The organism is Duganella sp. (assembly GCF_039595735.1).
Lineage (GTDB): Bacteria > Pseudomonadota > Gammaproteobacteria > Burkholderiales > Burkholderiaceae_D > Rugamonas.
The window spans coordinates 32615-54848 of record NZ_JBCNLB010000025.1 but is presented as its reverse complement, the minus strand read 5'-3'; the positions used below and the strand labels follow the sequence as shown (position 1 = coordinate 54848).

Annotated in this window: 22 protein-coding genes and 1 tRNA gene; 8 read left to right on the top strand and 15 right to left on the bottom strand. The window is 61.9% G+C overall.

Annotated features, from left to right (window positions below; genetic code table 11):
* Window positions 1-109: 109 nt before the first annotated feature.
* The 6 genes from ABDW57_RS26220 to ABDW57_RS26195 form a co-directional block, all read right to left on the bottom strand.
* Window positions 110-640, bottom strand: a complete 531-nt coding sequence (locus ABDW57_RS26220) for a hypothetical protein (RefSeq protein WP_343733086.1) — start codon at window positions 638-640, stop codon at window positions 110-112.
* Between the two features lie 1036 nt (window positions 641-1676).
* Window positions 1677-2603, bottom strand: coding sequence for a hypothetical protein (locus tag ABDW57_RS26215; RefSeq protein ID WP_343733085.1), 927 nt, complete (start codon window positions 2601-2603; stop codon window positions 1677-1679).
* Window positions 2589-2663: transfer RNA gene (locus ABDW57_RS26210), tRNA-Val, on the bottom strand. Before ABDW57_RS26210 ends, ABDW57_RS26215 begins: the two co-directional genes overlap by 15 nt.
* 53 nt (window positions 2664-2716) lie before the next feature.
* Complete coding sequence (locus tag ABDW57_RS26205) at window positions 2717-3205, bottom strand: response regulator (RefSeq protein ID WP_343733084.1); 489 nt, start codon at window positions 3203-3205, stop codon at window positions 2717-2719.
* Window positions 3202-5073: an ATP-binding protein gene (locus tag ABDW57_RS26200; protein WP_343733083.1), complete on the bottom strand. Its 1872-nt coding sequence runs from the start codon at window positions 5071-5073 to the stop codon at window positions 3202-3204. Before ABDW57_RS26200 ends, ABDW57_RS26205 begins: the two co-directional genes overlap by 4 nt.
* Window positions 5070-5846, bottom strand: coding sequence for a LuxR C-terminal-related transcriptional regulator (locus tag ABDW57_RS26195; RefSeq protein ID WP_343733082.1), 777 nt, complete (start codon window positions 5844-5846; stop codon window positions 5070-5072). Before ABDW57_RS26195 ends, ABDW57_RS26200 begins: the two co-directional genes overlap by 4 nt.
* Before the next feature lie 163 nt (window positions 5847-6009).
* Between ABDW57_RS26195 and ABDW57_RS26190 the strand changes: the two genes are divergently transcribed.
* Complete coding sequence (locus tag ABDW57_RS26190; RefSeq protein WP_343733081.1) at window positions 6010-6333, top strand: CzcE family metal-binding protein; 324 nt, start codon at window positions 6010-6012, stop codon at window positions 6331-6333.
* Between the two features lie 45 nt (window positions 6334-6378).
* Window positions 6379-6834, top strand: a complete 456-nt coding sequence (locus ABDW57_RS26185) for a nuclear transport factor 2 family protein (RefSeq protein WP_343733080.1) — start codon at window positions 6379-6381, stop codon at window positions 6832-6834.
* A gap of 5 nt (window positions 6835-6839) precedes the next feature.
* On the opposite strand, the gene dnaQ is transcribed toward ABDW57_RS26185, so the two are convergent.
* The 3 genes from dnaQ to ABDW57_RS26170 are packed head-to-tail and all read right to left on the bottom strand — an operon-like array spanning window position 6840 to window position 8808.
* Entirely contained in the window at window positions 6840-7565 is a 726-nt protein-coding gene (gene dnaQ / locus ABDW57_RS26180; RefSeq protein ID WP_343733079.1) for a DNA polymerase III subunit epsilon, read from the bottom strand.
* Between the two features lie 33 nt (window positions 7566-7598).
* Window positions 7599-8039, bottom strand: a complete 441-nt coding sequence (gene rnhA / locus ABDW57_RS26175) for a ribonuclease HI (protein WP_343733078.1) — start codon at window positions 8037-8039, stop codon at window positions 7599-7601.
* Entirely contained in the window at window positions 8032-8808 is a 777-nt protein-coding gene (locus tag ABDW57_RS26170; RefSeq protein WP_343733077.1) for a class I SAM-dependent methyltransferase, read from the bottom strand. The genes rnhA and ABDW57_RS26170 overlap by 8 nt, the downstream gene beginning before the upstream one ends.
* 20 nt (window positions 8809-8828) lie before the next feature.
* Here ABDW57_RS26170 and gloB point away from each other — a divergent pair, with 20 nt between their 5' ends.
* Window positions 8829-9635 (top strand): hydroxyacylglutathione hydrolase, encoded by an 807-nt coding sequence (gene gloB, locus ABDW57_RS26165; RefSeq protein ID WP_343733076.1) that lies wholly within the window; start codon window positions 8829-8831, stop codon window positions 9633-9635.
* Window positions 9636-9638: 3 nt separating this feature from the next.
* On the opposite strand, the gene aceB is transcribed toward gloB, so the two are convergent.
* Complete coding sequence (aceB, locus tag ABDW57_RS26160) at window positions 9639-11237, bottom strand: malate synthase A (RefSeq protein WP_343733075.1); 1599 nt, start codon at window positions 11235-11237, stop codon at window positions 9639-9641.
* A 190-nt stretch (window positions 11238-11427) separates the two neighbouring features.
* Between aceB and ABDW57_RS26155 the strand changes: the two genes are divergently transcribed.
* Window positions 11428-12339: a LysR substrate-binding domain-containing protein gene (locus ABDW57_RS26155; protein ID WP_343733074.1), complete on the top strand. Its 912-nt coding sequence runs from the start codon at window positions 11428-11430 to the stop codon at window positions 12337-12339.
* Window positions 12340-12396: 57 nt separating this feature from the next.
* Here the strand turns inward: ABDW57_RS26155 and ABDW57_RS26150 are convergent, their stop codons facing one another.
* The 4 genes from ABDW57_RS26150 to ABDW57_RS26135 form a co-directional block, all read right to left on the bottom strand.
* Window positions 12397-12600, bottom strand: a complete 204-nt coding sequence (locus ABDW57_RS26150) for a cold-shock protein (protein WP_093555047.1) — start codon at window positions 12598-12600, stop codon at window positions 12397-12399.
* Between the two features lie 256 nt (window positions 12601-12856).
* Entirely contained in the window at window positions 12857-13210 is a 354-nt protein-coding gene (locus tag ABDW57_RS26145) for an Hpt domain-containing protein (RefSeq protein WP_343733073.1), read from the bottom strand.
* Window position 13211: 1 nt separating this feature from the next.
* Window positions 13212-13862, bottom strand: a complete 651-nt coding sequence (gene upp / locus ABDW57_RS26140; RefSeq protein WP_343733072.1) for a uracil phosphoribosyltransferase — start codon at window positions 13860-13862, stop codon at window positions 13212-13214.
* 37 nt (window positions 13863-13899) lie between these two features.
* Window positions 13900-15582 (bottom strand): isovaleryl-CoA dehydrogenase, encoded by a 1683-nt coding sequence (locus tag ABDW57_RS26135; protein ID WP_343733071.1) that lies wholly within the window; start codon window positions 15580-15582, stop codon window positions 13900-13902.
* 78 nt (window positions 15583-15660) lie between these two features.
* On the opposite strand from ABDW57_RS26135, the gene ABDW57_RS26130 reads away from it, so the two are divergent.
* From ABDW57_RS26130 to ABDW57_RS26115, 4 genes are all read left to right on the top strand, one after another.
* Window positions 15661-16869: an acetyl-CoA C-acetyltransferase gene (locus ABDW57_RS26130; protein WP_343733070.1), complete on the top strand. Its 1209-nt coding sequence runs from the start codon at window positions 15661-15663 to the stop codon at window positions 16867-16869.
* Complete coding sequence (locus ABDW57_RS26125) at window positions 16866-17708, top strand: enoyl-CoA hydratase/isomerase family protein (protein ID WP_343733069.1); 843 nt, start codon at window positions 16866-16868, stop codon at window positions 17706-17708. The genes ABDW57_RS26130 and ABDW57_RS26125 overlap by 4 nt, the downstream gene beginning before the upstream one ends.
* 211 nt (window positions 17709-17919) lie before the next feature.
* Window positions 17920-19593, top strand: coding sequence for an EAL domain-containing protein (locus ABDW57_RS26120; RefSeq protein WP_343733068.1), 1674 nt, complete (start codon window positions 17920-17922; stop codon window positions 19591-19593).
* A complete protein-coding gene (locus ABDW57_RS26115; protein ID WP_343733067.1) occupies window positions 19590-21086 on the top strand; it encodes an HDOD domain-containing protein in 1497 nt (498 codons plus the stop codon). The genes ABDW57_RS26120 and ABDW57_RS26115 overlap by 4 nt, the downstream gene beginning before the upstream one ends.
* On the opposite strand, the gene ABDW57_RS26110 is transcribed toward ABDW57_RS26115, so the two are convergent.
* A complete protein-coding gene (locus ABDW57_RS26110) occupies window positions 21083-22234 on the bottom strand; it encodes an MFS transporter (protein ID WP_343733066.1) in 1152 nt (383 codons plus the stop codon). The genes ABDW57_RS26115 and ABDW57_RS26110 overlap by 4 nt on opposite strands.

The window sequence follows — 22234 nt, the reverse complement described above, 5'->3', positions numbered from 1 at the left end:
CACCGGAATCTGCACACAAAGCGCCTCAAAGGACCTGGAGCCTGGGGTGATCAGCAGCCGATCCGCTGCCCATGTCGCTATTTTTCAGCGCCACCTCCGGGATCTCCAGTTATTCGAGGTGCCCCATAGTTGTCGGGATAGTGACAGCTTCGAGAAGTTTTGCATCGCGGACGACGTTATTTGTAATGGTGATGGTGAAGGGGCCGGCCGATTGCTGATTTGGGGCTTCCTCTGACATGTCAACGGAGGTCGCCCGGAGGTACAGTTGGTGTTCACCCACGCCGAGATTTGCTGGCTTGGTCATTTGGCGCGGAGTATCAATTGGTATCTCATTGACATCGCGATCCAGGCCGAATATTTGGGTTGCTAGGGGCACGCCGTTCTCGACAATCTCGAGATATTTTATTGCCCGGTTGCGCTCGCCAGCTTTCACTGTCCCGTTGATGTAGATAGGGAATTGCGCCGTCCCAGCAACCGCCCCTGATGTGGTGTTCGGCGCAACGCCTGTGAACGTAATGGCGGCTGCACTGAGGTGCAGGCAAGCTAACAACCACACAGCAGACCAAATGCGAAACTTGCGCGCAAAGAATGCAAACAAAGCGGAAACAATGAAGTTAAGTTGAGCCGGTATTTTATGCATCGTTATTTTTTGGTCAGCGGTAGCGCGCCAGGCGCAGCAATGGAATTGGTTAATCAGGTTTGCCGTCTGACATTATCGCTTATTAAAATTTCGGAAAATACACACAAAATCACATAACGAAATATTTGATACTAACGGGCAACATCTGGCAAGTTGCCGCCTAGGTGACGCGAGGCCTTAACGATAGGTCACGGGGGCGGCTGTAGTGGGCTTGCGGTGCTATACCACGGCGGCACGCTAAGCATTTCCAAGAACTGGATTGAGCGACACGGCTACATACTTGGAGCCGAATCGTTAACAAGGAGGCCAGGTCATCATCAACACGGCGGATACCCGCATGGAAGATGGCGCCGTGTTCGCAGTCAACTTCGGGGGCCAGGCGTTCTTGAAACGCCTCGCGGGCGACCGTGGCGAATGCTGGCTGACCTCGTTAACCGGACCAGGTGCGACATCGCCGCAAGAGTTGCCGTGCGGGCGAGTGCATCGTCATCGGCCGAATAGTTAAGCGCGAAGCCGATCGAATTTAAATAACCGGAGCCGACATGTCTCGGGCAGGCCTTATTGCATCAGCGTTCGTCGTTATCGCAGTGGCAAGCACCAGAGTAGTGTGGACAAAGTACGATGACTGGTTCGTACTGCCAAAGGCAAGGAAGTTCGTCGCAGATAAGATGCGGGGCCGCCACCCAGTTCCGCAATGATCACGTCACCAGTGATGGCCGGCACTGCGGTGAAGTCAACGCTAAGAACGGTATAGGCGGCTATGTCGGCTTCAAGCGATTCGCGTCCGGCGGCGCGAATGGCATGATTTACCTAGAAGGCAAAGGCATGCTTGGACCGGAAAGCACCGAAGAACTCATGGCAGTCATGAACAAGCGGTTCGCCTACCTGAAAATGATGAACTCCATGAAGGGGCAAATGCCGAATCGCCCTACTGTCCGAAGACGCTCAATACGCCCCGGGCACGGGGCGGAGTGTTCGAGGATCACTGGACGGCCATTTGCGAGAGCAAGTAGCCCGCGCCGCTTTCCTAGTTTTGCTAATCTGGTGGATTGCCGTGGTAGCTAATAAAATAAAATCCTCCATCGAAGACGACCGAAATGTACGCATCGATCTCATCAAGCCTGACCTTCTTTAGAACAAGCGGTTTAGTTATATCCATGCCTGCGATTAACGGTTTAACGTGCGCGAGAATGGCAGGCGCAAAATTTTTAACATGAGCATCCCACCCACCTTTAAGCGTCGATCCTTTCTTTCCTATCCACGGACCTCCTGCATGTAAGATAGCAAGATCCGGATTGTGCTTTAGCTGGTAATGCTCAATTACGACGACGCAATTTTCTTCCACTAAAACGACCGCTCCTTTGAGCGTGTTGCTATAGGTATTGATCAAACTTGAATAGGATACGGGACTGTGGCTTGAACTACTGGATGAATCACTGTGCATTCCCCTCGTGCCGGCTCCAGACGATGAGCTCGAGGTAGACGAAGCTGCAGCGCTTTTTCTTTCTTGCTTGAAATATCGCGCAACCGCAAACCCAACAATGCGAGTTATTTCCTCTTCTGTGGAGTTATTTTTCCCTCGTCCCAGTTTCGTCTTTAATCTTGCCTTATAATCATCCTGATCTTCCCCTAATTTAGATCGGTTTTCGTGGGCTTCAGCTATTTCTTTGGCCTCTGCATTCGTTAACGGACTCCTTGAGGCGGGCAGGCTGCTCTCCTCACTGATGACCGGCATTTCACTCAATGAGGGCGTCGACGAGCTCCCAATGCCAGGAAGTAGTGACTGGTTAGAAGAAAGATCCAGCGATGATTCATCCAGAAAGCAAAAAACCGGCATTAGCCGGTTTAATTTTTGGTAGCTCGCGACCCCGCATTGCCCCAAATACGCCCCAAGTTTATCAAAGACACATCTCTCATCAGGTAAGTCTTTGATTTTAAAGCTGAATTTTGGTGGGAAGTGCAAGTTTCGAACTTGCGACCCCTGCAGTGTGAATGCAGTGCTCTACCCCTGAGCTAACCTCCCGTTGAGTGCGAGCATTATAGACTGCCCCCTTGGCCAAATGCAAGGGGCTATCTTTATTGGCTATCGTCAGGCTGGGCTTTGCTGGTGCTGTAGGGCATGACGATCAGCGGCGCGCTGGGCGACAGGGCTTGCAGGCGCTTGTACAGCGCCCGCGTTTCCAGCAAATTCCAAACGCGCAGCATGGCTTCGATGGTGTCGAACGGCTTGGTGAGGAAGTCGCGCGCGCCCAGCGACAGCGCGCGCCGCTTGGATTCGCTGGTGGCGTCGGCAGTCACTACCAGCACCGGGCGGTAGTCGAAGGGATCGCCGCGCCGCTTCAGGTGCTCCAGCACGGCGTAGCCGTCAAGTTCGGGCATCATCAGGTCCAGGATGATGAGGTCGGGGTCGAAGGCGGCATACAGGTCAAGCGCTTTTTGCGCATCCGTGGTGCCCACCACGTGGGTCAGTCCTTCGCGGATCAGCAGGTCTTCCAGCAGGCGTAGGTTGGCGGGCTGGTCGTCGATGATCAGCACGCGCGAGGAAAGCAAATCATCTTCGTTCATTTCGTTATCCTGTCAAGTAAGGCAAAAAATTCGCGCAGGTCGAGCGGCTTTTTCAGGTGGCCGCCTGCCGCCGGCGCGGCGCCATCGCCGCCCAACAGCACCAGCGGCACTGCCGACAACAAAGTGTCGTCACGCCAGCGCGTGAGCGTAGCCGGATCCGCCAGATGCGCATCCAGCAGCACCACATCCGGCACGCACGAGGCGGCCAGCGCCCAGCCATCGGCAACGCTGCGCGCGGCCACAAAACGCCAGCCGGGCCGGCGCGCCATCAGCGTTTCCATCAGGGCCAGACTGGACGCGTCGCTGTCGATGCACAGTAATGTCGGCATCTCGACCGGTGCCGCAACGGCTTCCGGCGTTGGCGCGCCCGGCGCCGATGTCAGTTCTTGCGCCGCCTGGGCTGCGCGCGGCAGGCGCAGCGTGAACACGCTCCCTTGGCCTGCCCGGCTATCGGCCGCCAGGCTGCCGCCCATCGCTTCCGCCAGCGAGCGCGATACCGCCAGCCCCAGCCCCACGCCTTCGGTCTTGCCACGCTCCGCGCCCAGGCGGTCGAATGGCGTGAACAGGCGCTCCTGCATGCCGGCTGCGATGCCATCGCCGTCGTCGGCAATCGCGATGGCGACCTGCCCATCCTGCAGGCTGATGCCAATGCGCACCTCGCCCCCCGCGCGGTTGTATTTGATGGCATTGGACAGCAGGTTCAGCACGATTTGCAGCAGGCGCTGGCGGTCGGCCAGCACGGCATGCCCGTCGTTGCCGTCTTGCGGCCGCAGCTTGATCTGATGCCGGGCAGCGAGCGGTTTCAGCAACGCGATCGCTTCGTTCAGCACCGGCGCCACCGTTACCGGCACTGCCGCGATGGCCAATTGACCGGCCTCGACGCGCGCGACATCCAGCACGTCATCGATCAGCGACAGCAAATGCTTGCCGGCTCGTGTGATGTGCTCGGCATGCTGACGCCCGCGCCTGGCGCCAAGGTCGTCCTCCAGCAATTGCGCGAAGCCGAGGATGGCATTCAGCGGCGTGCGCAGTTCATGGCTGGTGCGCGACAGGAATTCAGACTTGGCCACGCTGGCCGCCTGAGCCTCCGCAGCGCGCCTGGCCAGCAGCACGCTGGCATGGTGCAGCCGGTCGGCCAGCACGCCCAGTTCATCGCTGGCGACGCCGGTAGGCAGCAGCGGCTGATCATTCACCAACCGTTCGGCATTCTCCGCCGACAAGCGCACCCGCCGCACCACGCGCAGCGTGAACAACAGCATCGCCAGCGCGCCGGCCAGGCCGATCACGATGGTGGCCAGATTCATCAGGACATTGCGCCGCAGCGCTTCCTGCAGCGTCGCCGTGCGCTGCTCGACCAGCAGCGCCTCGCGCGCATTCATGGCGCCGATGCCGTCACGCAGCTGGTTGAGGATTTGCCGGCCGGACAGCAGGCTGGCACGCAAGGCATCGGGGCTGGCATCGTACTGCTGGCGCAGCGCTTCCAGCCCGATCAGCTTTTGGCGCACCAGCGGCAACAGCACGCTCAGGCGCGCCAGCTGCTCCGCATCGCGCACGTTGTGCTGCAGGTCGGCCATCGCCGCCGGCAATTTCTCTTGCGCGGCGCGGTAGGGATTGAGGAAGTCATCGACGCCGGTCAGCAGATAGCCGCGCACGCCGGTGGCAGCTTCCGCGATCAGCGCGTGCAGCAGCTGGATGTCGCGCTGCACTTTCAGCGTGCGCTGCATTTCGGCCATGGCCTCGGCTGTCTGCCGCTCCAGCTTGTAGCTGGTGGCCGCCGAGCCCACCAGCGTGGCCAGCGCTGCGACCACGATGATCACGCCCTTGACCGTCAGCGACCAGTCGCGCCAGTACAGGCCAACCCGCCTCATCCGCCGAACCCGTAGTCCACCGCAAACACCGCCGCCTGGGTGCGGTCGCGCAAGTCCAGCTTGTGCAGGATGCGTTCGATGTGCACCTTGACGGTGCCGGCGGCAATGCCCAGCTCCTGCGCCATGGCCGCGTTGGTCAGGCCGCGCGGCATCATGGCAAACACTTGCAGCTCGCGCGAGGTCAGTTGTTTGAGTTTGGCGGTCGAGGCTGTGTCGGCGGTGCGCGCCGCCGGTTTGTTGGCGACCTGGTGCGCCGTCGCCAGAATGGTGCCCAGCACCTGCAGCACGCCCAGATCATCGGCATTGGGCGGCGCCACCTGGCGCGAACTCAGCAAAGCCAGCAAGCCGACGTTGCGGCCGTGGAAGCGCAGTGGCACCAGCACTTCCAGGCCGACCGCCTTGTCGCGGCCTACCCGCAGCCGGCTATGGACGTCCTGCTGGACCAGCGGCAGCGCGTTTTCCTGCAAGGCCGCGTGCAGCGCACCGGTGGCCGGCAGCCGCGCGCCGACCGGCGCCACCGGTCCCTGCGAGGCTGCCACGTGCAGTCCGTCAGCCTGCAAGTGCAGCAGCAAGCCTTCTTCCAGCGACAGAAAGGACAGCGCCTTGCCCAGGATGGCTTGCATCGCGGCCTCGCCATTGCCGTCGTCGGCCAGCGCGCTTGCGGCGGCGGTTAGCAGGCGCAGGCGGGCGGCACTGCCTTCGTTGTGGCGATAGCGCACGCGGGTACTGCGCGCGCTGCTGTTGGAGTCGGCAAGGGTGGTGATGTCGGTCATGGATTTTCCTTTAGGCCGGATTATATGCCATTCAGCATAGAAAAAATCCGCCGTTCAGCCGATTCTTGCCGATCGCCCAATCTCCATACTTCATTCATCGCCATCGATCACCGATCCATGTGCGACCTGAAACTCTCAATCCTTTTTTGGAGATCGTAATTTAATGAAGAAATTCCTGACCATCGCTGCCCTCGCCATTGCCCTGCCGCTTAGCGCCTCGGCTGCCAACAAAACGCACGTCAACGGCAGTGCCGCCACGGCCAGCGCGGCCGCCCGCGTGATCAACGTCCTGCCCAAGACCAAGCACGTCAACGTGGAACAGGGCGAGACGGTGAAGTTCGTGGTGGGCGACAAATCGTTCACCTGGCACTTCGACACGCTGCGCGCCAGCGACAGCTTCCCGCTGTCCAAGATCGCGCCAGCCGGCATCGACACCCACCGCGTGCGCGTGTACGTATCGCCTAACCCGCTGTATCACGGCGGCTAACACCCGGCAGTCATCGTTTTCTTACCACTACACCCAAGGAAAAATATGCGTTACCTGAACCTGTTGCCTGTCGCCTGCGTCATGCTGGCTACCAATACTTACGCGGCCAATACCGAGGCTTGCCATCCGTCGTCGGAGAAGGAAATCGCCGGCCTGTTCGACCGCTGGAATGCGTCGCTGCAAACGGGGAATCCGGACCAGGTGGTGGCCAACTATGCCACCCGGTCGGTGCTGCTGGCCACGGTGTCCAACAAGCCGCGCCTGACGCCGGAGGAAAAGCGTGATTACTTCGTGCACTTCCTGGCCGGCAAGCCAGTCGGCAGCATCGATAGCCGCACCATCGAACTGGACTGCAATACCGCCGTCGACGCCGGCCTGTACACCTTCAAGTTCGCGGATGGCAAGGAGGTGAAGGCACGCTTTACCTACACCTATAAATGGGACGGCAAGCAGTGGCTGATCACCAGCCACCACTCGTCGGCCATGCCCGGCAAGGACTGAACGGCTTAAGCCGCTGCCGGCGGGGCCGGCGGATTCAGGGAGGCGGTCCAGATGCACTGGCCTTTGACGGCCTTGTCCAGCCCCGCCAGCGTTTCCGCATGCGCCGCCAGTTCGTCTTCCGAAGCCGGCAGGAAGATGATCTCGGCCATGGCGACCGGCTCCAGCAGTTCACCAATGCTGACCACTTCCTCTTCCACATCCATGCCCAGACTGTTCTGGCCGCGGGTCATGGCCAGGTAGACGTCGGCCAGCAGTTCCGCGTCCAGCAGCGCGCCGTGCAGTTTGCGGTGCGAGTTGGAGATGCCGTAGCGGTCGCACAGCGCGTCCAGCGAGTTGCGCTTGCCCGGATGCAGTTCCTTGGCGTGCACCAGGGTGTCGATCACGCCGCCGATGTGTTCGGTGAAGTCCGGCAGGTTGAGCAGCTTGAATTCGTGGTTTAGAAAGCCCAGGTCGAACGGCGCGTTGTGGATGATCACTTCGGCGCCCTGGATGTACTCGCGCAGCTGGTCGACAATCTCGTGGAACTTCGGCTTATCGCTCAGGAACTCGGTGGTCAGGCCGTGGACGTTCAGTGCGCCCTCTTCCGAGTCGCGTTCCGGATTGATGTAGAAGTGGAGATTATTCCCCGTCAGCATGCGATTGTTCAGCTCAACGCAGCCGATTTCCAGGATGCGGTTGCCCAGCTTGGGGTTGATACCGGTGGTTTCGGTATCGAGGACGATTTGGCGCATAGTATTCCGAAATTAATTGCAGAGCGCAGTATATCAGCGCCCGCGCGCCACTTCCACGCCGCGGTTGGCCAGCATGTCGGCCCGTTCATTGCCAGGATGACCATTATGGCCGCGCACCCAGCGCCATTCCACGATGTGCATTTGCTGCGCCGCGTCGAGCGCCTTCCACAGGTCTTCGTTCTTGACCGGTTCCTTGGTCGAGGTTTTCCAGCCGCGCGCCTTCCAGCCGTGGATCCACTCGCTGATGCCTTTCTGGACGTACTGGCTGTCGGTGTGCAGCACCACGGTGCATGGTCGCTTCAGCGCGCTCAGCGCCTCGATCACCGCCTGCAATTCCATGCGGTTATTGGTGGTGTCGCGCGCGCCGCCGAAGATTTCCTTCTCGGCCTCGCCAGCCACCAGCAATGCGCCCCAACCGCCCAGGCCGGGATTGCCCTTGCATGCGCCGTCGGTAAAAATTTCAACCTTATCCATCCTGCTGCTCTCTTCTTTTGTTCGTTACCGGCACGCCCACCGGGGCGGCTGCCGTTTTTCTGGTCCATGCCGGACCGATCAAGCGCATGCCCTTCACGCGCTTGACCGCTTGTATGACGTAGACGCCGCCAAAGTATGGCCACCAGCGCGAGCCGGCATTATCCATGAAGGCGTAGCGCTGCAGCCACTTTTCTGTGCGGCAGGCCGGCGCATAGCAGCCAAAGTGGCTCTGGCTGGCGCTCATATTCAATAATTTTAACCAATCCTTCATGCGCGGCATAGAAATCAGCTCCTCGGTCCGCGGCAGGAAGGAGGTGCCGCCGACGCGCCGCAGCACATGGCGCGCGCCCCACAGGCTGGCCGGGTTGAAGCCGCAGATGATGACCTGCCCTTCCGGGATCAGCACGCGCTCGACTTCGCGCAGCACCTGGTGCGGGTCGGTGGAAAATTCCAGCACATGCGGCAGCACGATCAGGTCCACGCTTTGCGAGGCGAACGGCAGTTCGGTGTAGTCCAGCGTGACGCTGACGGCGCGCTGCTGCTCGCGCGCCGGGCGCGTCCGGCGGTCGGCCAGCAGCTTGTAGGGCATGCGGCTGGCGGCCAGGGCATCAATTTCAGGCATGCCGATCTGCACCGCGTTGTAGCCAAAGATATCGGCTGTTAAATTATCGAGACAGCTTTGTTCCCACGCACGCATGTACACACCTGCGGGCGTTTGCAGCCAGCCTTCCAGCGCTATAATGGATTTCTCCGACCCCGCCTTATCCATGCTTAGCCTTTTGCGATCCAATGACCATATCTTCTAATCAAGCTCTTCGTGTTTTAACGGTACCGGCGTTCCGCGACAATTATCTCTGGTTGATACATGATGGCATACATGCCGCGGTGGTCGACCCCGGCGACGCCAAACCGATACTGGCGGCCCTGAAAGCCAACGGACTCAAGCTCACCGCCATTCTACTCACCCATCACCATGCTGACCATATCGGCGGCGTCCCTGAATTATTACAGCATTATCAGGTTCCTGTTTTTGGTCCGCGCAATGAAACCATCGCCGCCGTCACCTTGCCGGTGGGCGAAGGCAAGCTGATCGATGTGCCCGGCCTGGCGCTGAAGCTGTCGGTGCTGGACGTGCCCGGCCACACCATGGGCCACATCGCCTATGTGCGTGAGGCCGACGGCGATGAGCCGACCTGGCTGTTCTGCGGCGATACGCTGTTTGCCGGCGGTTGCGGACGGTTGTTCGAAGGCACGCCGGCGCAGATGATCAGTTCGCTCGGCAAGCTGGCTGCGCTGCCGGAGGACACCAAGGTATTTTGTGCGCATGAGTACACGCTGTCCAACCTGCGCTTTGCGCGCGTGGTCGATCCGGACAATGTGGCGCTGCAGCAGCGCGTGAAGGTGGAAACCGACAAGCGCGAGCACGATGTGCCGACCGTGCCATCGACCATCGCAGTCGAGAAAGCCACCAATCCCTTCCTGCGTTATCGCGAGCCGGCGATTGCGGAGCAGTTGGTGAAGGCCGGGCGTCTCGATCGCATCGATACGCCGCTGGCAACCTTCACCGCGCTGCGTTTGTGGAAGAATGACTTCTAAGGCTTAGATTTCTTCGTACAGCGGCAGCGTCAGGAATTCCTCGAACGCTTCCGAGGTCGACATCTGTTCGAAGATTTGCGCCGCGCGTGGATAAGCCGGGGTCTGGCCGTCCGGCGCGGTGGCCTGCACCTTGGCCAGTTCTTCCGGAATCATGGCGCGCACCATCTCGGCGGTGACTTTGCGGCCATCTTCCAGCACCCCCTTGGTGGAACGGATCCACTGCCACACCTGCGAACGGCTGATCTCGGCGGTGGCCGCATCTTCCATCAGGTTATGGATCGGCACGCAGCCGTTGCCGTTCAGCCAGCTGCCCAGGTAATGGATGCCAACATTGATGTTGTAACGCAAGCCGGCCTCGGTGATCGGGGTTTCCGGCTTGAAGTCCAGCAACTGCTCGGCAAACACTTCCACGTCCAGGCGTTGCTTGTCGATCTGGTTCGGCTTATCGCCCAGCACTTTCTTGAACTCGGCCATGGCCAGGTCCACCAGGCCCGGGTGCGCCACCCAGCCGCCGTCGTAGCCGTCGGTGGCATCGCGCGCCTTGTCGTTGCGCACGCCGCCCATGGCGATTTCGTTCTTTTCCGGATCGTTCTTGATCGGGATCAGCGCCGCCATGCCGCCGATGGCCGGGGCGTTGCGCTTATGGCAGGTTTTCAGCAGCAACAAAGCGTAGGCGCGCATGAACGGCGCGGTCATGGTGACCTTGGCGCGATCGGCCAGGCAGAAGTCCTTGTCCAGCTTGAATTTTTTGATGCACGAGAAGATGTAGTCCCAGCGGCCGGCGTTCAGGCCCGAGCTGTGCTCGCGCAGCTCGTATAGAATTTCATCCATCTCGAACGCGGCCAGGATGGTTTCGATCAGCACGGTGGCCTTGATGGTGCCCTGCGGCAGGCCCAGTTCCTTCTGGGTCATCACAAAGATGTCGTTCCACAGGCGCGCTTCCAAATGCGATTCCATTTTCGGCAGGTAGAAGTACGGGCCGGCGCCGCGCGCCAGTTGCTCCTTGGCGTTGTGGAACATGAACAGCGCGAAGTCAAAGATGCCGCCCGAGATGCGCTTGCCATCCACCAGCACGTGCTTTTCATCCAGGTGCCAGCCGCGCGGACGCACCACCAGGGTGGCGACCTTGTCGTTCAGCTTGTACGACTTGCCGTTCTGCTCCAGCGCGATGGTGCCGCGCACCGCGTCTTTCATGTTGATCTGGCCGCTGATCTGGTTGTCCCAGTTGGGCGAGTTGGAGTCCTCAAAGTCGGTCATGTAGCTGTCGGCGCCTGAGTTGAGGGCGTTGATGACCATTTTGCGCTCGACCGGGCCGGTGATTTCCACGCGGCGGCATTCCAGCGCTTTCGGGATCGGCGCGATTTTCCAGTCACCGTTGCGGATATGGGCCGTCTCAGGCAGGAAGTCCGGGCGCTCGCCGGCATCCAGACGCTTGGCGCGTTCCACGCGCACGGCCAGCAGCTGTTGACGGCGTGCTTCGAATTCGCGACTCAGCTTGGCCACCAGCGACAACGCTTCCGGCGTCAGGATGGTTTCGTAGCCAGGCTTGATCTCGCCGGTGATTTGCATGCCTGCTGGCAGGGTCAGAGTGGATTGCGTCATGAGAGGTCTCCGTAGAAAAATAGTAACGAATCGGCTTAATTATATGCTTGTTGCAGTGCGGCGTTTTTAGTGTGTGGGCTCAGTTACAAGCTGAATTGTTTTACAGTATATTCACTCGTAAGTTATGCAAACAAGACTAAATATCACTTCATCTATGCGTTTTTGTAAAAAGTGACGGAGACAGGTTTTCATGGGGCAGTTCAGACAGATTTCCACTTTTGTTGAGGTAGTGGCGCGCGGCAGCTTGTCGGCCGCCGCCCGTGCGGAGGGCATCGCCCCTGCGATGATCGGGCGCCGGCTGGATGCGTTGGAGGCCCGCCTGGGCGTCAAGCTGCTGCAACGCACCACGCGCAAACTGGCGTTGACCGACGAGGGCGCGGCCTTTCTGGAGGACTGCCAGCGCATCCTGGCCGAGCTGGAAGAGGCTGAATCAGCGGTATCGGAACGTAGCGCGCACGCCACAGGCCACCTGATGATCTCGGCGCCGGCAGGCTTTGGCCGCCAGCACGTGGCGCCGCTGCTGCCCTCTTTCCTGGCCGAGCATCGCGACGTGACCGCCACACTGAACATGAGCGACCGCGTGGTCGACATCGTGGGCGAAGGCATTGATGTGGCGATCCGCATTGCCAGCCTGTCGGATTCCAGCCTGGTCAGCGTCAAACTGGCCGACAACGAGCGCGTGGTGGTCGGCTCGCCGGCCTATCTCAAGCGTCACGGCACGCCGGAAACGCTGGCCGATCTGGGCAAGCACAACTGCCTGGCCATCAGCAGCGAAGGCAGCCAGCGCGGCTGGACCTTCCGCGAGGATGGCAAGAATGTGGTGCTGAAGGTGAACGGCAACATGGCCTGCAACGACGGTCAGGTGCTGCACGAGTGGGCCCTGGCCGGCAGGGGCCTGGCGTGGCGCTCGATGTGGGAAGTGGGCAGCGCGATTGCGGCGGGCAAGCTGCAGACGGTGCTGGATGGCTACTCGGCGCCCGGCAATGACATTTACGCGGTGTTTGCTCAACGGCGCCATCTGCCGCTGCGCATCCGCGCCTTTGTCGACTTCCTGCGCCACACCTACGCCCAGCCGGACTACTGGAGCAAATCCGGAAAGTGAACAGGCAAAAAAAAATCCTCGGTTACCGAGGATTTCTTGATCGTTAGATCCAGCGTATTACAGAGGCTGAATGTTCGAAGCTTGCTTGCCTTTAGGGCCGGCGGTTACTTCGAAAGAAACGCGTTGGTTCTCTTGCAGCGATTTGAAGCCTGCGGTCTGAATCGCCGAGAAGTGAGCGAACAGATCTTCGCCGCCTTCGTCAGGGGTGATAAAGCCGAAACCCTTCGAATCATTGAACCATTTTACGATACCAGTTGCCATTACAATTCCTATTTCAGTTAATTTGGGCTTGCGCCCGTGATATCGTTTTTGAGGCAAGAAAGACAAACTGTACTACTCTTGAATCTAAACGATCCCGCATTATACCCATTTGCGAGAGAAAAGCACGTTTTCACCAAAATAAATGCAAAGCTCCGCATTTTTTGGTAGAAACCCCTCGTTGCCGGGCGTATGTGTCATGATAGACAACGAAATCGTACACGCTTTGAGCTAGATCAAGTGCACGATTGATCGCGGATCAATCGTAATGGCCGGCTTTGGCATCACGGCTGGCCCATGCCAGCAGCTTTTCCACTTCCGGCACCACCGGCGCCCAGCCGGCCTGGGTGGCCAGCACGCCGCGCACCATCTGCTCGATGCGGCGCGCCTCCTGGCCAAACACGGTGAAACCGAAAGTGCCGGCCGATCCGGCCACCCCATGCAGCACCTCGTGCAGCTGGTGCAGCGCCTCCGGCGACGGCCGCTCGCCGCCCGCCACGCACAACGCCAGCGCAGCGCGGATCTTGTCCAGCGTGCCGGGCACGGTGGCGGCGAACTTGTCGTTCAGGGCCGCCAGCCGGGCGCGGAAATCGGGATCGACCGGGGTGGCCATCTTATTTGGTGCCGAAAATGCGATCGCCGGCGTCGCCCAGGCCTGGAATGATGTAGGCGTGGTCGTTCAGGTGCGAATCCAGCGAAGCGCAGTAGAGTTTGACGTCCGGGTGCGCTTTCTGGAACACTTCCACGCCTTCCGGCGCCGCCACCAGCGCCAGGAAAATGATCTGGTCGTCGGTGACGCCGCGCTTTTTCAGCACGTCCACCGCATGCACCGCCGAGTTGCCGGTGGCGACCATCGGATCGCACAGAATGAACGTACGTTCGACCGTGTCCGGCAGGCGCACCAGGTACTCCACCGGCTGGTGGGTTTCCGGGTCGCGGAACACGCCGATGTGGCCGACGCGGGCCGACGGCACCAGGTCCAGCAAGCCATCGCTCATGCCGATGCCGGCGCGCAGGATCGGCACGATGGCCAGCTTGCGGCCGGCAATCACCGGCGCTTCAATGGTCATCAGCGGGGTTTCAACAGTGCGGGTGGTCAATGGCAAGTCGCGGGTGATTTCGTAACCCATCAGCAGCGTGATTTCCTTGAGCAGATCGCGGAAGGTACGGGTCGACGTATCCTTCGCGCGCATGTGGCTCAGCTTGTGCTGGATCAGCGGGTGATCGGTGATGAACAGGTTAGGAAAACGCGGGTCTTGTTTCATTAGATAAGCTCTGTTGGGGGTGTTTTACCGCATTATACTAGGCCTGTTCCACCAGTGCCCTGGCCAATATGGCCGCGCAATCGATGCCGGGCGGCAGCCGTCCGTAGGCGCCGCCGGGTTCACGCTTGAGGCGCGAGGCCATGAAAGCCGACGACACAAACGCCGGCGCATGGCGCAGCAACAATGCCGCCTGCAGGGCCAGCACCACCCGCTCGGCCAGCACGCGCGCGCTGAACTCATCGATCTGGCCTTGCGCCAGATCCGCCAGCAAGGTGGTCTTGTAGGCGACGAAGAAGGTATCGACGTTGCCAGCCAAGGCCAGCTCGGCCGCCAGCGCCTCGCGCGCTTCCGGCGACTTGGCGAAGGCGCGCAGCAGGTCCAGACACATCACATTGCCCGAACCTTCCCAGATCGAGTTGACCGGCAATTCGCGATACAGCCGTGCCAGCGGACTCTCTTCCACATAGCCGCTGCCGCCGATGACTTCCATCGCCTCGGCGCCAAAGCCCGGCCCGCGCTTGCACACCCAGTATTTGGCGGCCGGCGTCAGCACCCGCGCCAGCATGGCTTGCGCCGGATCGTGCACCTCATCGAAGCAGCGCGCCAGGCGCATGGCCAGCACGGTGGCGGCCTCCGATTCCAGCGCCAGGTCGGCCAGCACGTTTTGCATCAGCGCATGCTCGGCCAGCGGCCGGCCGAAGGCCACACGGCGGCGCGCGTGATGCAGCGCATGCGTGAGGGCGGCGCGCATGGCGCCGGCACTGCCCAGCACGCAATCGAGCCGGGTATGGCCGCCCATCTCCAGAATGGTGGGAATGCCGCGGCCCTGCTTGCCGATCAGCCAGCCGTAGGCGCCGGTGAATTCCACTTCCGATGACGCATTTGAGCGGTTGCCGACCTTGTCCTTGAGCCGCTGCACGCGGATCGCGTTGCGCTCGCCATTGGGCAGGTAACGCGGCAGGAAAAAGCACGACAGACCGGCGCTGCCGGCCTCGTCGGTCTGCGCCAGAATCAGATGCGCATCGCTTTGCGGCGCTGAAAAGAACCACTTGTGGCCGACGATCCGGAACACCTCCTCGCCGTCCTCGCCAAACAGGGCGCGCGCTGCCGATGGGGTTACCGGTTCGGCGCGCGTGGTGTTGGCGCGCACGTCCGAACCGCCCTGCTTCTCGGTCATGCCCATGCCGATGATTGCGCTTGTCTTCTGCTCCACAGGCAGCGAGCGCGGGTCATAATCGTTGGACAAAATCTTCGGCAGCCACCTGGCGGCGATGCGCGGCGCCTGCCGCAGCGCGGGCACTGAAGCGTAGGTCATGGTGACCGGGCATTGCGAACCATTTTCGACCTGGCCAAACATCAGGTAGCGCGCCGCCCGCGCCGCCTGGGCGCCCGCCCCGCCCTGCCACGGCGAGGAATGCGTGCCATGGCCGATCAGCAGCGCCATCAGACTGTGCCAGGCCGGGTGAAACTCCACCTCGTCAATGCGATGGCCTTCACGGTCGTAGTTGTGCAGCCTGGGGGTGTACAGATTGGCCAGCCGCGCCAGATCCAGCGTTTCCGCCCTCCCCAGCTCGGCGCCCAGCGCATGCAATGAGGCGGCGGCCTCGCCGGCGCCCTCGCGCTGCACGGCTTCCTGCAAGGCTGGATCGGCCGCAAACAGATTGATATTCGCAAACGGCGCAACAGTATTGCGCACCTCGTGGGTATCGAAAGCTTGCATATTGTCTCCGTTCAAACTGCCGTTGTAGGTTTTATTGAACAATATCCTATGATAAGCGCATAACAACCAGGAGACAGTATGAGCGACGCCTATATTTACGAGGCCATCCGCACCCCGCGCGGCAAGGGCAAGAAGGATGGCAGCCTGCACAGCGTCAAGCCGATTTCCCTGCTCACCGGGCTGATGGGCGAGCTGCAGCAACGCCATCAGCTCGACACGGCGCTGATCGATGACGTGCTGCTCGGCTGCGTCACCCCGATCGGTGAGCAAGGCGCGGATATCGCCAAGATCGCCGCCCTGTCGGCCGGCTGGGACTGGAAGGTGGCCGGCGTCCAGCTCAACCGCTTTTGCGCCTCCGGGCTGGAGGCGGTCAACCTGGCGGCGCAGAAAGTGCGTTCGGGCTGGGAAGACCTGGTGGTGGCCGGCGGCATCGAGTCGATGTCGCGCGTGCCGATGGGCGCCGACGGCGGCGCCTGGACCCAAGATCCTGAAACCAGTTTCAAAACCGACTACGTCCCGCAAGGCATCGGCGCCGACCTGATCGCCACGCTGGATGGTTATGACCGCGAACAACTGGATACCTTTGCCCTGCGTTCGCAGCAGAAAGCCGCGGCAGCGCGTGCCGCCGGCCGTTTCACCGCCATCGTGCCGGTGCGCGACCAGAACGGTGTACTGATCCTGGCCGAAGACGAATTCATCAAGCCCGCCACCACGATGGCAGCGCTGGGCAGCCTGAAGCCGGCCTTTGCCGCCCTCGGGGAGAGCGGCTTCGACCACATCGCCCTGCGCAAATATCCGCAACTGCAACGCATTGAGCACCTGCACACGGCTGGCAACTCCTCCGGCATCGTGGATGGCGCGGCATTGGCGCTGGTCGGCAGCAAGGCGGCCGGCGCGCGCGTCGGCCTGGCGCCGCGCGCCCGCATCGTTGCCGCCGCGGTCACCGGCAGCGAACCGACCATCATGCTGACCGGCCCGGCGCCGGCGGCGCGCAAGGCGCTGCAAAAAGCCGGGCTGTCCATCAACGACATCGACCTGTTTGAAGTGAACGAAGCCTTTGCCTCCGTGGTGCTGCGCTTTATGCGCGAGCTGGACGTGCCGGAAGACAAGGTCAACGTCAACGGCGGCAGCATCGCGCTCGGCCACCCGCTCGGCGCCACCGGCTGCATGCTGCTCGGCACCCTGCTGGACGAACTGGAAGCGCGCCGCCTGCGGCGCGGCATGGTAACCATGTGCGTCGGCGGCGGCATGGGCATCGCCACCATCATCGAGCGGCTGTCAGCATGATCACGGCCCACCAGAACGGCCGCAGCGTCAGCGTGCTGCTGGCCGCGCGCCGCATCAATCCGCTGAGCCGCCTGTTCCAGCGCGAACTGGCAGCCTTGCTGGACAAGCTGGAAACGCAACGGCCGCAACTGACCGCCGTCCTCATCGGCTTCGATGCCGATACAGCGGACCGCAACCACGAACTGGAACACCTGATGGCGCTCACGCCGGTGCAAGCCCCCGACTGCATGCACATGCTGGCGGCTTATCATGCCCTGCTGCGCCGGCTGGAACACCTGGGCCTGCCGGTGACCGCAACGCTCAGCGGCGACCTCTGCGGACACGCCTTCGGCCTGGCGCTGGCCTGCCACCGCCGCATCGCCCTGCACCACGCGCGCATCAGCCTGCCGCAAGTGCTGCACGGCCTGGCGCCATCGGGCGGCGCAATCGTCCGCAGCGTGCGGCTGGCCGGCCTGCAGGCGGCAATGCCGCTGCTGCTGGACGGCGCCACGCTCAGCGCCGCACAAGCGCTGCAGGCCGGTCTGCTGGACGCCGTGGTGGCGGATGAAGCAGAACTGAATCACGCTGTCCTGAACAAACCAACACTTACTCAGCGCTGGCAAGCGCGCGACTATCAGCTGCCCGGCGGCGCGCTCGACAGTGCCGAGATCCGCGCCCTGCTGCAAGTCGCGCCCGCCCGGTTGCGCGCCGCGCACGGGACGCCGGCGGCGCAAGCGGTGCTGTGTGCGATGGTCGAAGGACTGCAGGTGGATGTCGATCAGGCGCTCGTCATCGAGAGCCGCTATTTTTGTCAAACCGCCATCAATCAGGCACCACGGAAAGGCAGTTTTTCACTCTGAGCAGACGTTTTTTTAGCGATCTCAAGAGATTTCTCAAAAAGTCGCTGTAAAGTTGTCTTTTTTCATGCTATTCGCCTCTCATCAGTGATACATTCCGTTATGGTTTTGCAAGATTCGCTCAGCCAATTGTTACATTCATAATTTGAAAGAATAGCTTTTCGCGATGCCAACCAGCGTTTCATCCCAGCCGCGTCATGAATTGGATAACCTCATGGAAGAGGCTGGCGATGTTGTATTCCGGCTCAACCAACTCGGTCAGCTGCTGTTCGCCAGCCGCCGCGCCATTGCGCGCATTGCCGCCAGCACGCCGCTGGCCGGCAGTGCCCTGGCCAAGCTGGTCAGCGAAGGCGACCAGGCGCCACTGGCGGCCGCCTTCGCCGAAGTAACCGCATCACGCAATCCCAAGCTGCTGGAAGTGCGCCTCAAAACACCGGATATCGAAATCTGGCACGAGCTGCGCATCTCGGCCTTCGACAATGCCCAGGGCGAGCTGGAGCTGCTGGTGGTCGGACGCGATATGACTGTGCAGCACGCCACCGAAGAACGCCTGCGCCACATGGCCACGCACGACGCGCTGACCGAACTGCCCAACCGCCTGCTGCTGTCCGACCGCATGCGCATGGTGATCGCCAATGCGCGCCGCTCCGGCCAGGGTTTTTCGGTGGCCAACATCGGCCTGGACGGCTTCAAGAAAGTCAACGATGGCCTGGGCCACCCGGTCGGCGACGCGCTGCTGCGCATGGCCGCCCAGCGCCTGCGCAAGACCCTGCGCGACAGCGACACCCTGGCCCGCGTCGGCGGCGACGAGTTTGTCGCCATCCTGCCCGGCACCTCGACCGAAGCGCAGATCAAACTGGTCACCGGCCGCCTGATCGCCACCCTGCAGTCGCCGTTTGAAATTGACAGCCACACGATTTACATCGGCGCCTCGGTGGGCGTGTCGGTCTATCCGCAGCACGCCGAGGACGAGATCCGCCTGCTGGCGCTGGCCGATGCCGCCATGTCGCGCGCCAAGGAAACCGGCAAGGCGCGTGCGCTGGTCTACAGCCCGGCGCTGGCCGGCCCGCCGCAGCATGACATCTCGCTGGAAGCGGCCATGTTCCAGGCCGTGCGCGAAGGCGAGTTCCAGCTGTACTACCAGCCGATCGTCGACGCGCAAACGCGCGAGATCCAGGGCTTTGAGACGCTGATGCGCTGGAAGCATCCGACGCTGGGCATGGTGCCGCCGGCGCGCTTCATACCGATTGCCGAGACCAACGGCCTGATCAACCTGCTCGGTGCATGGGCGCTCAAAGCGGCCTGCGTGCAGCTGAAACAATTTGAAGAAGTGGCCAAGCGCAGCTTGTACATCTCTGTTAATATCAGCCCGCGACAATTCCGCAATGATAAATTCTTGGATGTGCTGGACGATGCGATTGCCTTCTCCGGCCTGCTTGGTGAGCAATTGGTTTTAGAAATCACAGAAGGCACACTGATGATCGACCCGGTGCATGCCGAGTCCATCCTGTCCAAAATGGCCGAGCGCAACGCTCGTATCGCGATTGACGATTTCGGCACCGGTTACTCCTCGCTGGCCTACCTCAAGCGCTTCCCGATTTCGGTCTTGAAGATCGACCGCACCTTCATCCGCGACCTGCCCGGCTCGCAGAAGGATGGCGCCATCTGCAACGCCGTGCTGGACCTGGCCAAACACCTCGACCTGTCGGTGGTGGCGGAAGGCGTGGAAACCGAAGAGCAGCTGCAGTATCTGGAAGAACGCGGCTGCCAGTACATCCAGGGCTACCTGACCGGCAAGCCGATGGCCGCCAACGTGGCGCTGGCCGCACTGAAGGAAAGCATCCACGCCAAGGTGGTGCCGGCCGACTTGCGACAGGTGGCGCAATGATCGCCAGCTACAAGGCCGCCACCGCGCTCGGCAACAAGACCCTGAGCGAACTCGGTGACTGCACGCGCCGGCGCGGCGACATGCCGGGCTTCGCCAAGGCGATTACCGCCATCCTTGGCGCCATGCGCGGTGAAGATGAGCAGGAATTCAACATGACCCGCACCGTGCTGTCCGATCCGGTGCTGACGCAGAAAGTCCTGCGGCTGGCCAACAGCGGCATGTACTCGGCCTTCGGCCAGCACGTGAACACGGTGTCGAAAGCCGTGCTGGTCCTGGGCACCGAAGCGATCGGCCACCTGGCGCTGGGCCTGAAACTGATCGAGGAACTGGCCGCCAGCTCCACCGACACCACCATCGCCCACATCGAAATGGAAAAGGCGGTGCTGGCCGGGATTGTGGCGCAGCAGATCGCCTACACCGCCGAAAGCCGTCATGGCGAGGAAGCCGTGGTGTGCTCCATGCTGCACACGCTGGGCCGCATGATGCTGACCTTCTACATGCCGGAGCGCTGGCACGAGCTGCAGCGCCTGGCCGACCAGAAGGCCTGCACGGTGGAAGAAGCGGCGCCGGAACTGCTGGGCCTCAGCCTGCAGGAAATCGGCCACGCCGCCGCCCTGCACTGGGGCTTGCCGTCGTCGCTGCTGAACGGCATGCGCACGGTGGCGCCGGCCGAACCGGGCGCCGAAGTGTCGCCATCCGACTGGATCGCCGGCCTCTCGACCATGGCCGCCAACTGCGCCGAATCGCTGTGGCACGACGACGCGGTCGGCGCTGAAAACGTCAGGCAGCTGGCCGCAAGCTACGCCGGCATGCTGGGCGTGGCGCCGGATAATCTGATGCACGCCATCGAACAAGCCAAGGTGGTGGCGGCCAATGACCTCACCATCGCCCCGCTGTCGCGCCCCGCCGAACGGCGCGCCAAGGCGCTGGCCAAGACGCGCCAGCGCGCGGCAGGCAACAAGATCCTGCTCAGCGGCCTGGCCGACATGCGCGACATGCTGGACACCGCCAGCCCCGGCCAAATGGTGCAGATCGCGCTGGAGACGGTGTACAAAGGCCTGGATTTCTCGCGCGCCGTGGCCTTCGTCCGCAACCGCAAGGAAAACACCTACTCGGCCAAGATCAGCTTTGGCGAAGGCACGCGCGAGCTGCTGCCGGGGATGACCTTTGACGACGCCTACGAGCCGAATGTGTTCCACGCAGCCCTGAACAGCGACCGCGTGATCTTCATCGAAAACGCGCACGACGCCAAATTCGCCGCCAAGCTGCCGTTGTGGTGGAAGACCTCGCTCTCCGAAGCGCGCAGCTTCGTGATCCTGCCGCTGTCAGCCAACGGTCAGCCGGCCGGCTTCCTGTATGGCGACTGGGACGACTCCTTCCCGCCGATTTCGCTCAGCGCCACCGAGTTCTCGCTGCTGAACGATATGCGCGCGATGGTGGTGCGCGCGGTGGAACGCCGTCACGGCATCGCGCCGGAAGCCGTCACACGTTAATGGCCGTCGCGCTGCTGCCAGCGGAACGACAGCATGGCGGCCAGCGCGGACAGCAGCACCAGCACCGAAGCCACGTAGTACACCGACTCCGCGCCTGCCCGCTCCCACCACTGCGCCAAGAACAGGCCGCCCAGCGAGCCGCCGATGCCGTACGAGATGCTCATATACAGCGCCTGCCCGCGCGCCTGCAACGGCCCGGAGAACCAGCGCTGCAGCGACATCACGGACGACGAGTGATGCAGCGCAAAGGTGGCCGCATGCATCACTTGCGCCGCCACCAGCAGCCACAGGATGTGCGAGCCAAAGCCGATCATCAGGAAGCGCACCATCGCCACGCCCAGCGCCAGATACATCATGCGCATCGCGCCCCAGCGCCTGAACAGCGGCGCCTGGAAGTAGAACAGCGCCACCTCGGCCAGCACGCCCAGCGACCACATGGCGCCGATCACGGTCTTGCTGTAGCCACTGCGCTCCAGGTACAGCGAGTAGAAGGTATACAGCGAGGTATGCGCCGATACCATCAGCGCGGTCGAGGCAAAGAAGGCGATCACCTCGCGCCGGCGCAGCAGCGACAGCAAGGGCGGCGGCGCATGCTTGTGCGTGCGGCGCGGTACATCGCGCAGGCGGAAGGCGGCCAGAATGGTCGCCACCAGCAAGCCGGCCGCCACCCACGGCAGCGTGACAATGCCGTAATGCTCCAGCGCGACCGAGGCCAGCGTCACCGAGACAATGAAGCCGATCGAGCCCCACATGCGGATGCGGCCATAGTAAGTCAGATCGCCCTTCATCTCGGACAGCATCAGCGCTTCGCAGATCGGCGCCTGACCGCTGGTGAACAGGTTGAGGATCACCATGGCCAGCATGAAGTGGCCAAAGGTGCTGCCGAAGAAGAAGCCTGAAAATCCCACCAGCGCGGCAAAACCGGCCAGGCGCAGCACCAGCACGCGGCGGTCGTAATGATCCGCGACGTAGCCCCAGACATTCGGGCCGACAATGCGCAGCACCTGGATCATCGACATCAGCACGCCGATCTGCGCCACCGTCATGCCCTTATCGGCAAAGAACAGCGTGGCGTAGGTGCTCCAGGTGCCGGCGTGTGCGTAGTAGCAGAAGAGGAATAAGGCGAAGCTGAACGCTTGCGCGGGCAC

Bases quoted from the DNA above. Each gene is read 5' to 3' on its own strand.
- upp (WP_343733072.1), bottom strand. From the start codon at position 13,862: ATGAAACAAGACCCGCGTTTTCCTAACCTGTTCATCACCGATCACCCG.
- ABDW57_RS26145 (WP_343733073.1), bottom strand. From the start codon at position 13,210: ATGGCCACCCCGGTCGATCCCGATTTCCGCGCCCGGCTGGCGGCCCTG.
- aceB (WP_343733075.1), bottom strand. From the start codon at position 11,237: ATGACGCAATCCACTCTGACCCTGCCAGCAGGCATGCAAATCACCGGC.
- ABDW57_RS26120 (WP_343733068.1), top strand. From the start codon at position 17,920: ATGGAAGAGGCTGGCGATGTTGTATTCCGGCTCAACCAACTCGGTCAG.
- ABDW57_RS26220 (WP_343733086.1), bottom strand. From the start codon at position 640: ATGCATAAAATACCGGCTCAACTTAACTTCATTGTTTCCGCTTTGTTT.
- dnaQ (WP_343733079.1), bottom strand. From the start codon at position 7,565: ATGCGCCAAATCGTCCTCGATACCGAAACCACCGGTATCAACCCCAAG.
- ABDW57_RS26150 (WP_093555047.1), bottom strand. From the start codon at position 12,600: ATGGCAACTGGTATCGTAAAATGGTTCAATGATTCGAAGGGTTTCGGC.
- ABDW57_RS26125 (WP_343733069.1), top strand. From the start codon at position 16,866: ATGATCACGGCCCACCAGAACGGCCGCAGCGTCAGCGTGCTGCTGGCC.
- ABDW57_RS26205 (WP_343733084.1), bottom strand. From the start codon at position 3,205: ATGAACGAAGATGATTTGCTTTCCTCGCGCGTGCTGATCATCGACGAC.
- rnhA (WP_343733078.1), bottom strand. From the start codon at position 8,039: ATGGATAAGGTTGAAATTTTTACCGACGGCGCATGCAAGGGCAATCCC.
- ABDW57_RS26130 (WP_343733070.1), top strand. From the start codon at position 15,661: ATGAGCGACGCCTATATTTACGAGGCCATCCGCACCCCGCGCGGCAAG.
- ABDW57_RS26195 (WP_343733082.1), bottom strand. From the start codon at position 5,846: ATGACCGACATCACCACCCTTGCCGACTCCAACAGCAGCGCGCGCAGT.
- ABDW57_RS26200 (WP_343733083.1), bottom strand. From the start codon at position 5,073: ATGAGGCGGGTTGGCCTGTACTGGCGCGACTGGTCGCTGACGGTCAAG.
- ABDW57_RS26135 (WP_343733071.1), bottom strand. From the start codon at position 15,582: ATGCAAGCTTTCGATACCCACGAGGTGCGCAATACTGTTGCGCCGTTT.
- gloB (WP_343733076.1), top strand. From the start codon at position 8,829: ATGACCATATCTTCTAATCAAGCTCTTCGTGTTTTAACGGTACCGGCG.
- ABDW57_RS26115 (WP_343733067.1), top strand. From the start codon at position 19,590: ATGATCGCCAGCTACAAGGCCGCCACCGCGCTCGGCAACAAGACCCTG.
- ABDW57_RS26170 (WP_343733077.1), bottom strand. From the start codon at position 8,808: ATGGATAAGGCGGGGTCGGAGAAATCCATTATAGCGCTGGAAGGCTGG.
- ABDW57_RS26185 (WP_343733080.1), top strand. From the start codon at position 6,379: ATGCGTTACCTGAACCTGTTGCCTGTCGCCTGCGTCATGCTGGCTACC.
- ABDW57_RS26190 (WP_343733081.1), top strand. From the start codon at position 6,010: ATGAAGAAATTCCTGACCATCGCTGCCCTCGCCATTGCCCTGCCGCTT.
- ABDW57_RS26155 (WP_343733074.1), top strand. From the start codon at position 11,428: ATGGGGCAGTTCAGACAGATTTCCACTTTTGTTGAGGTAGTGGCGCGC.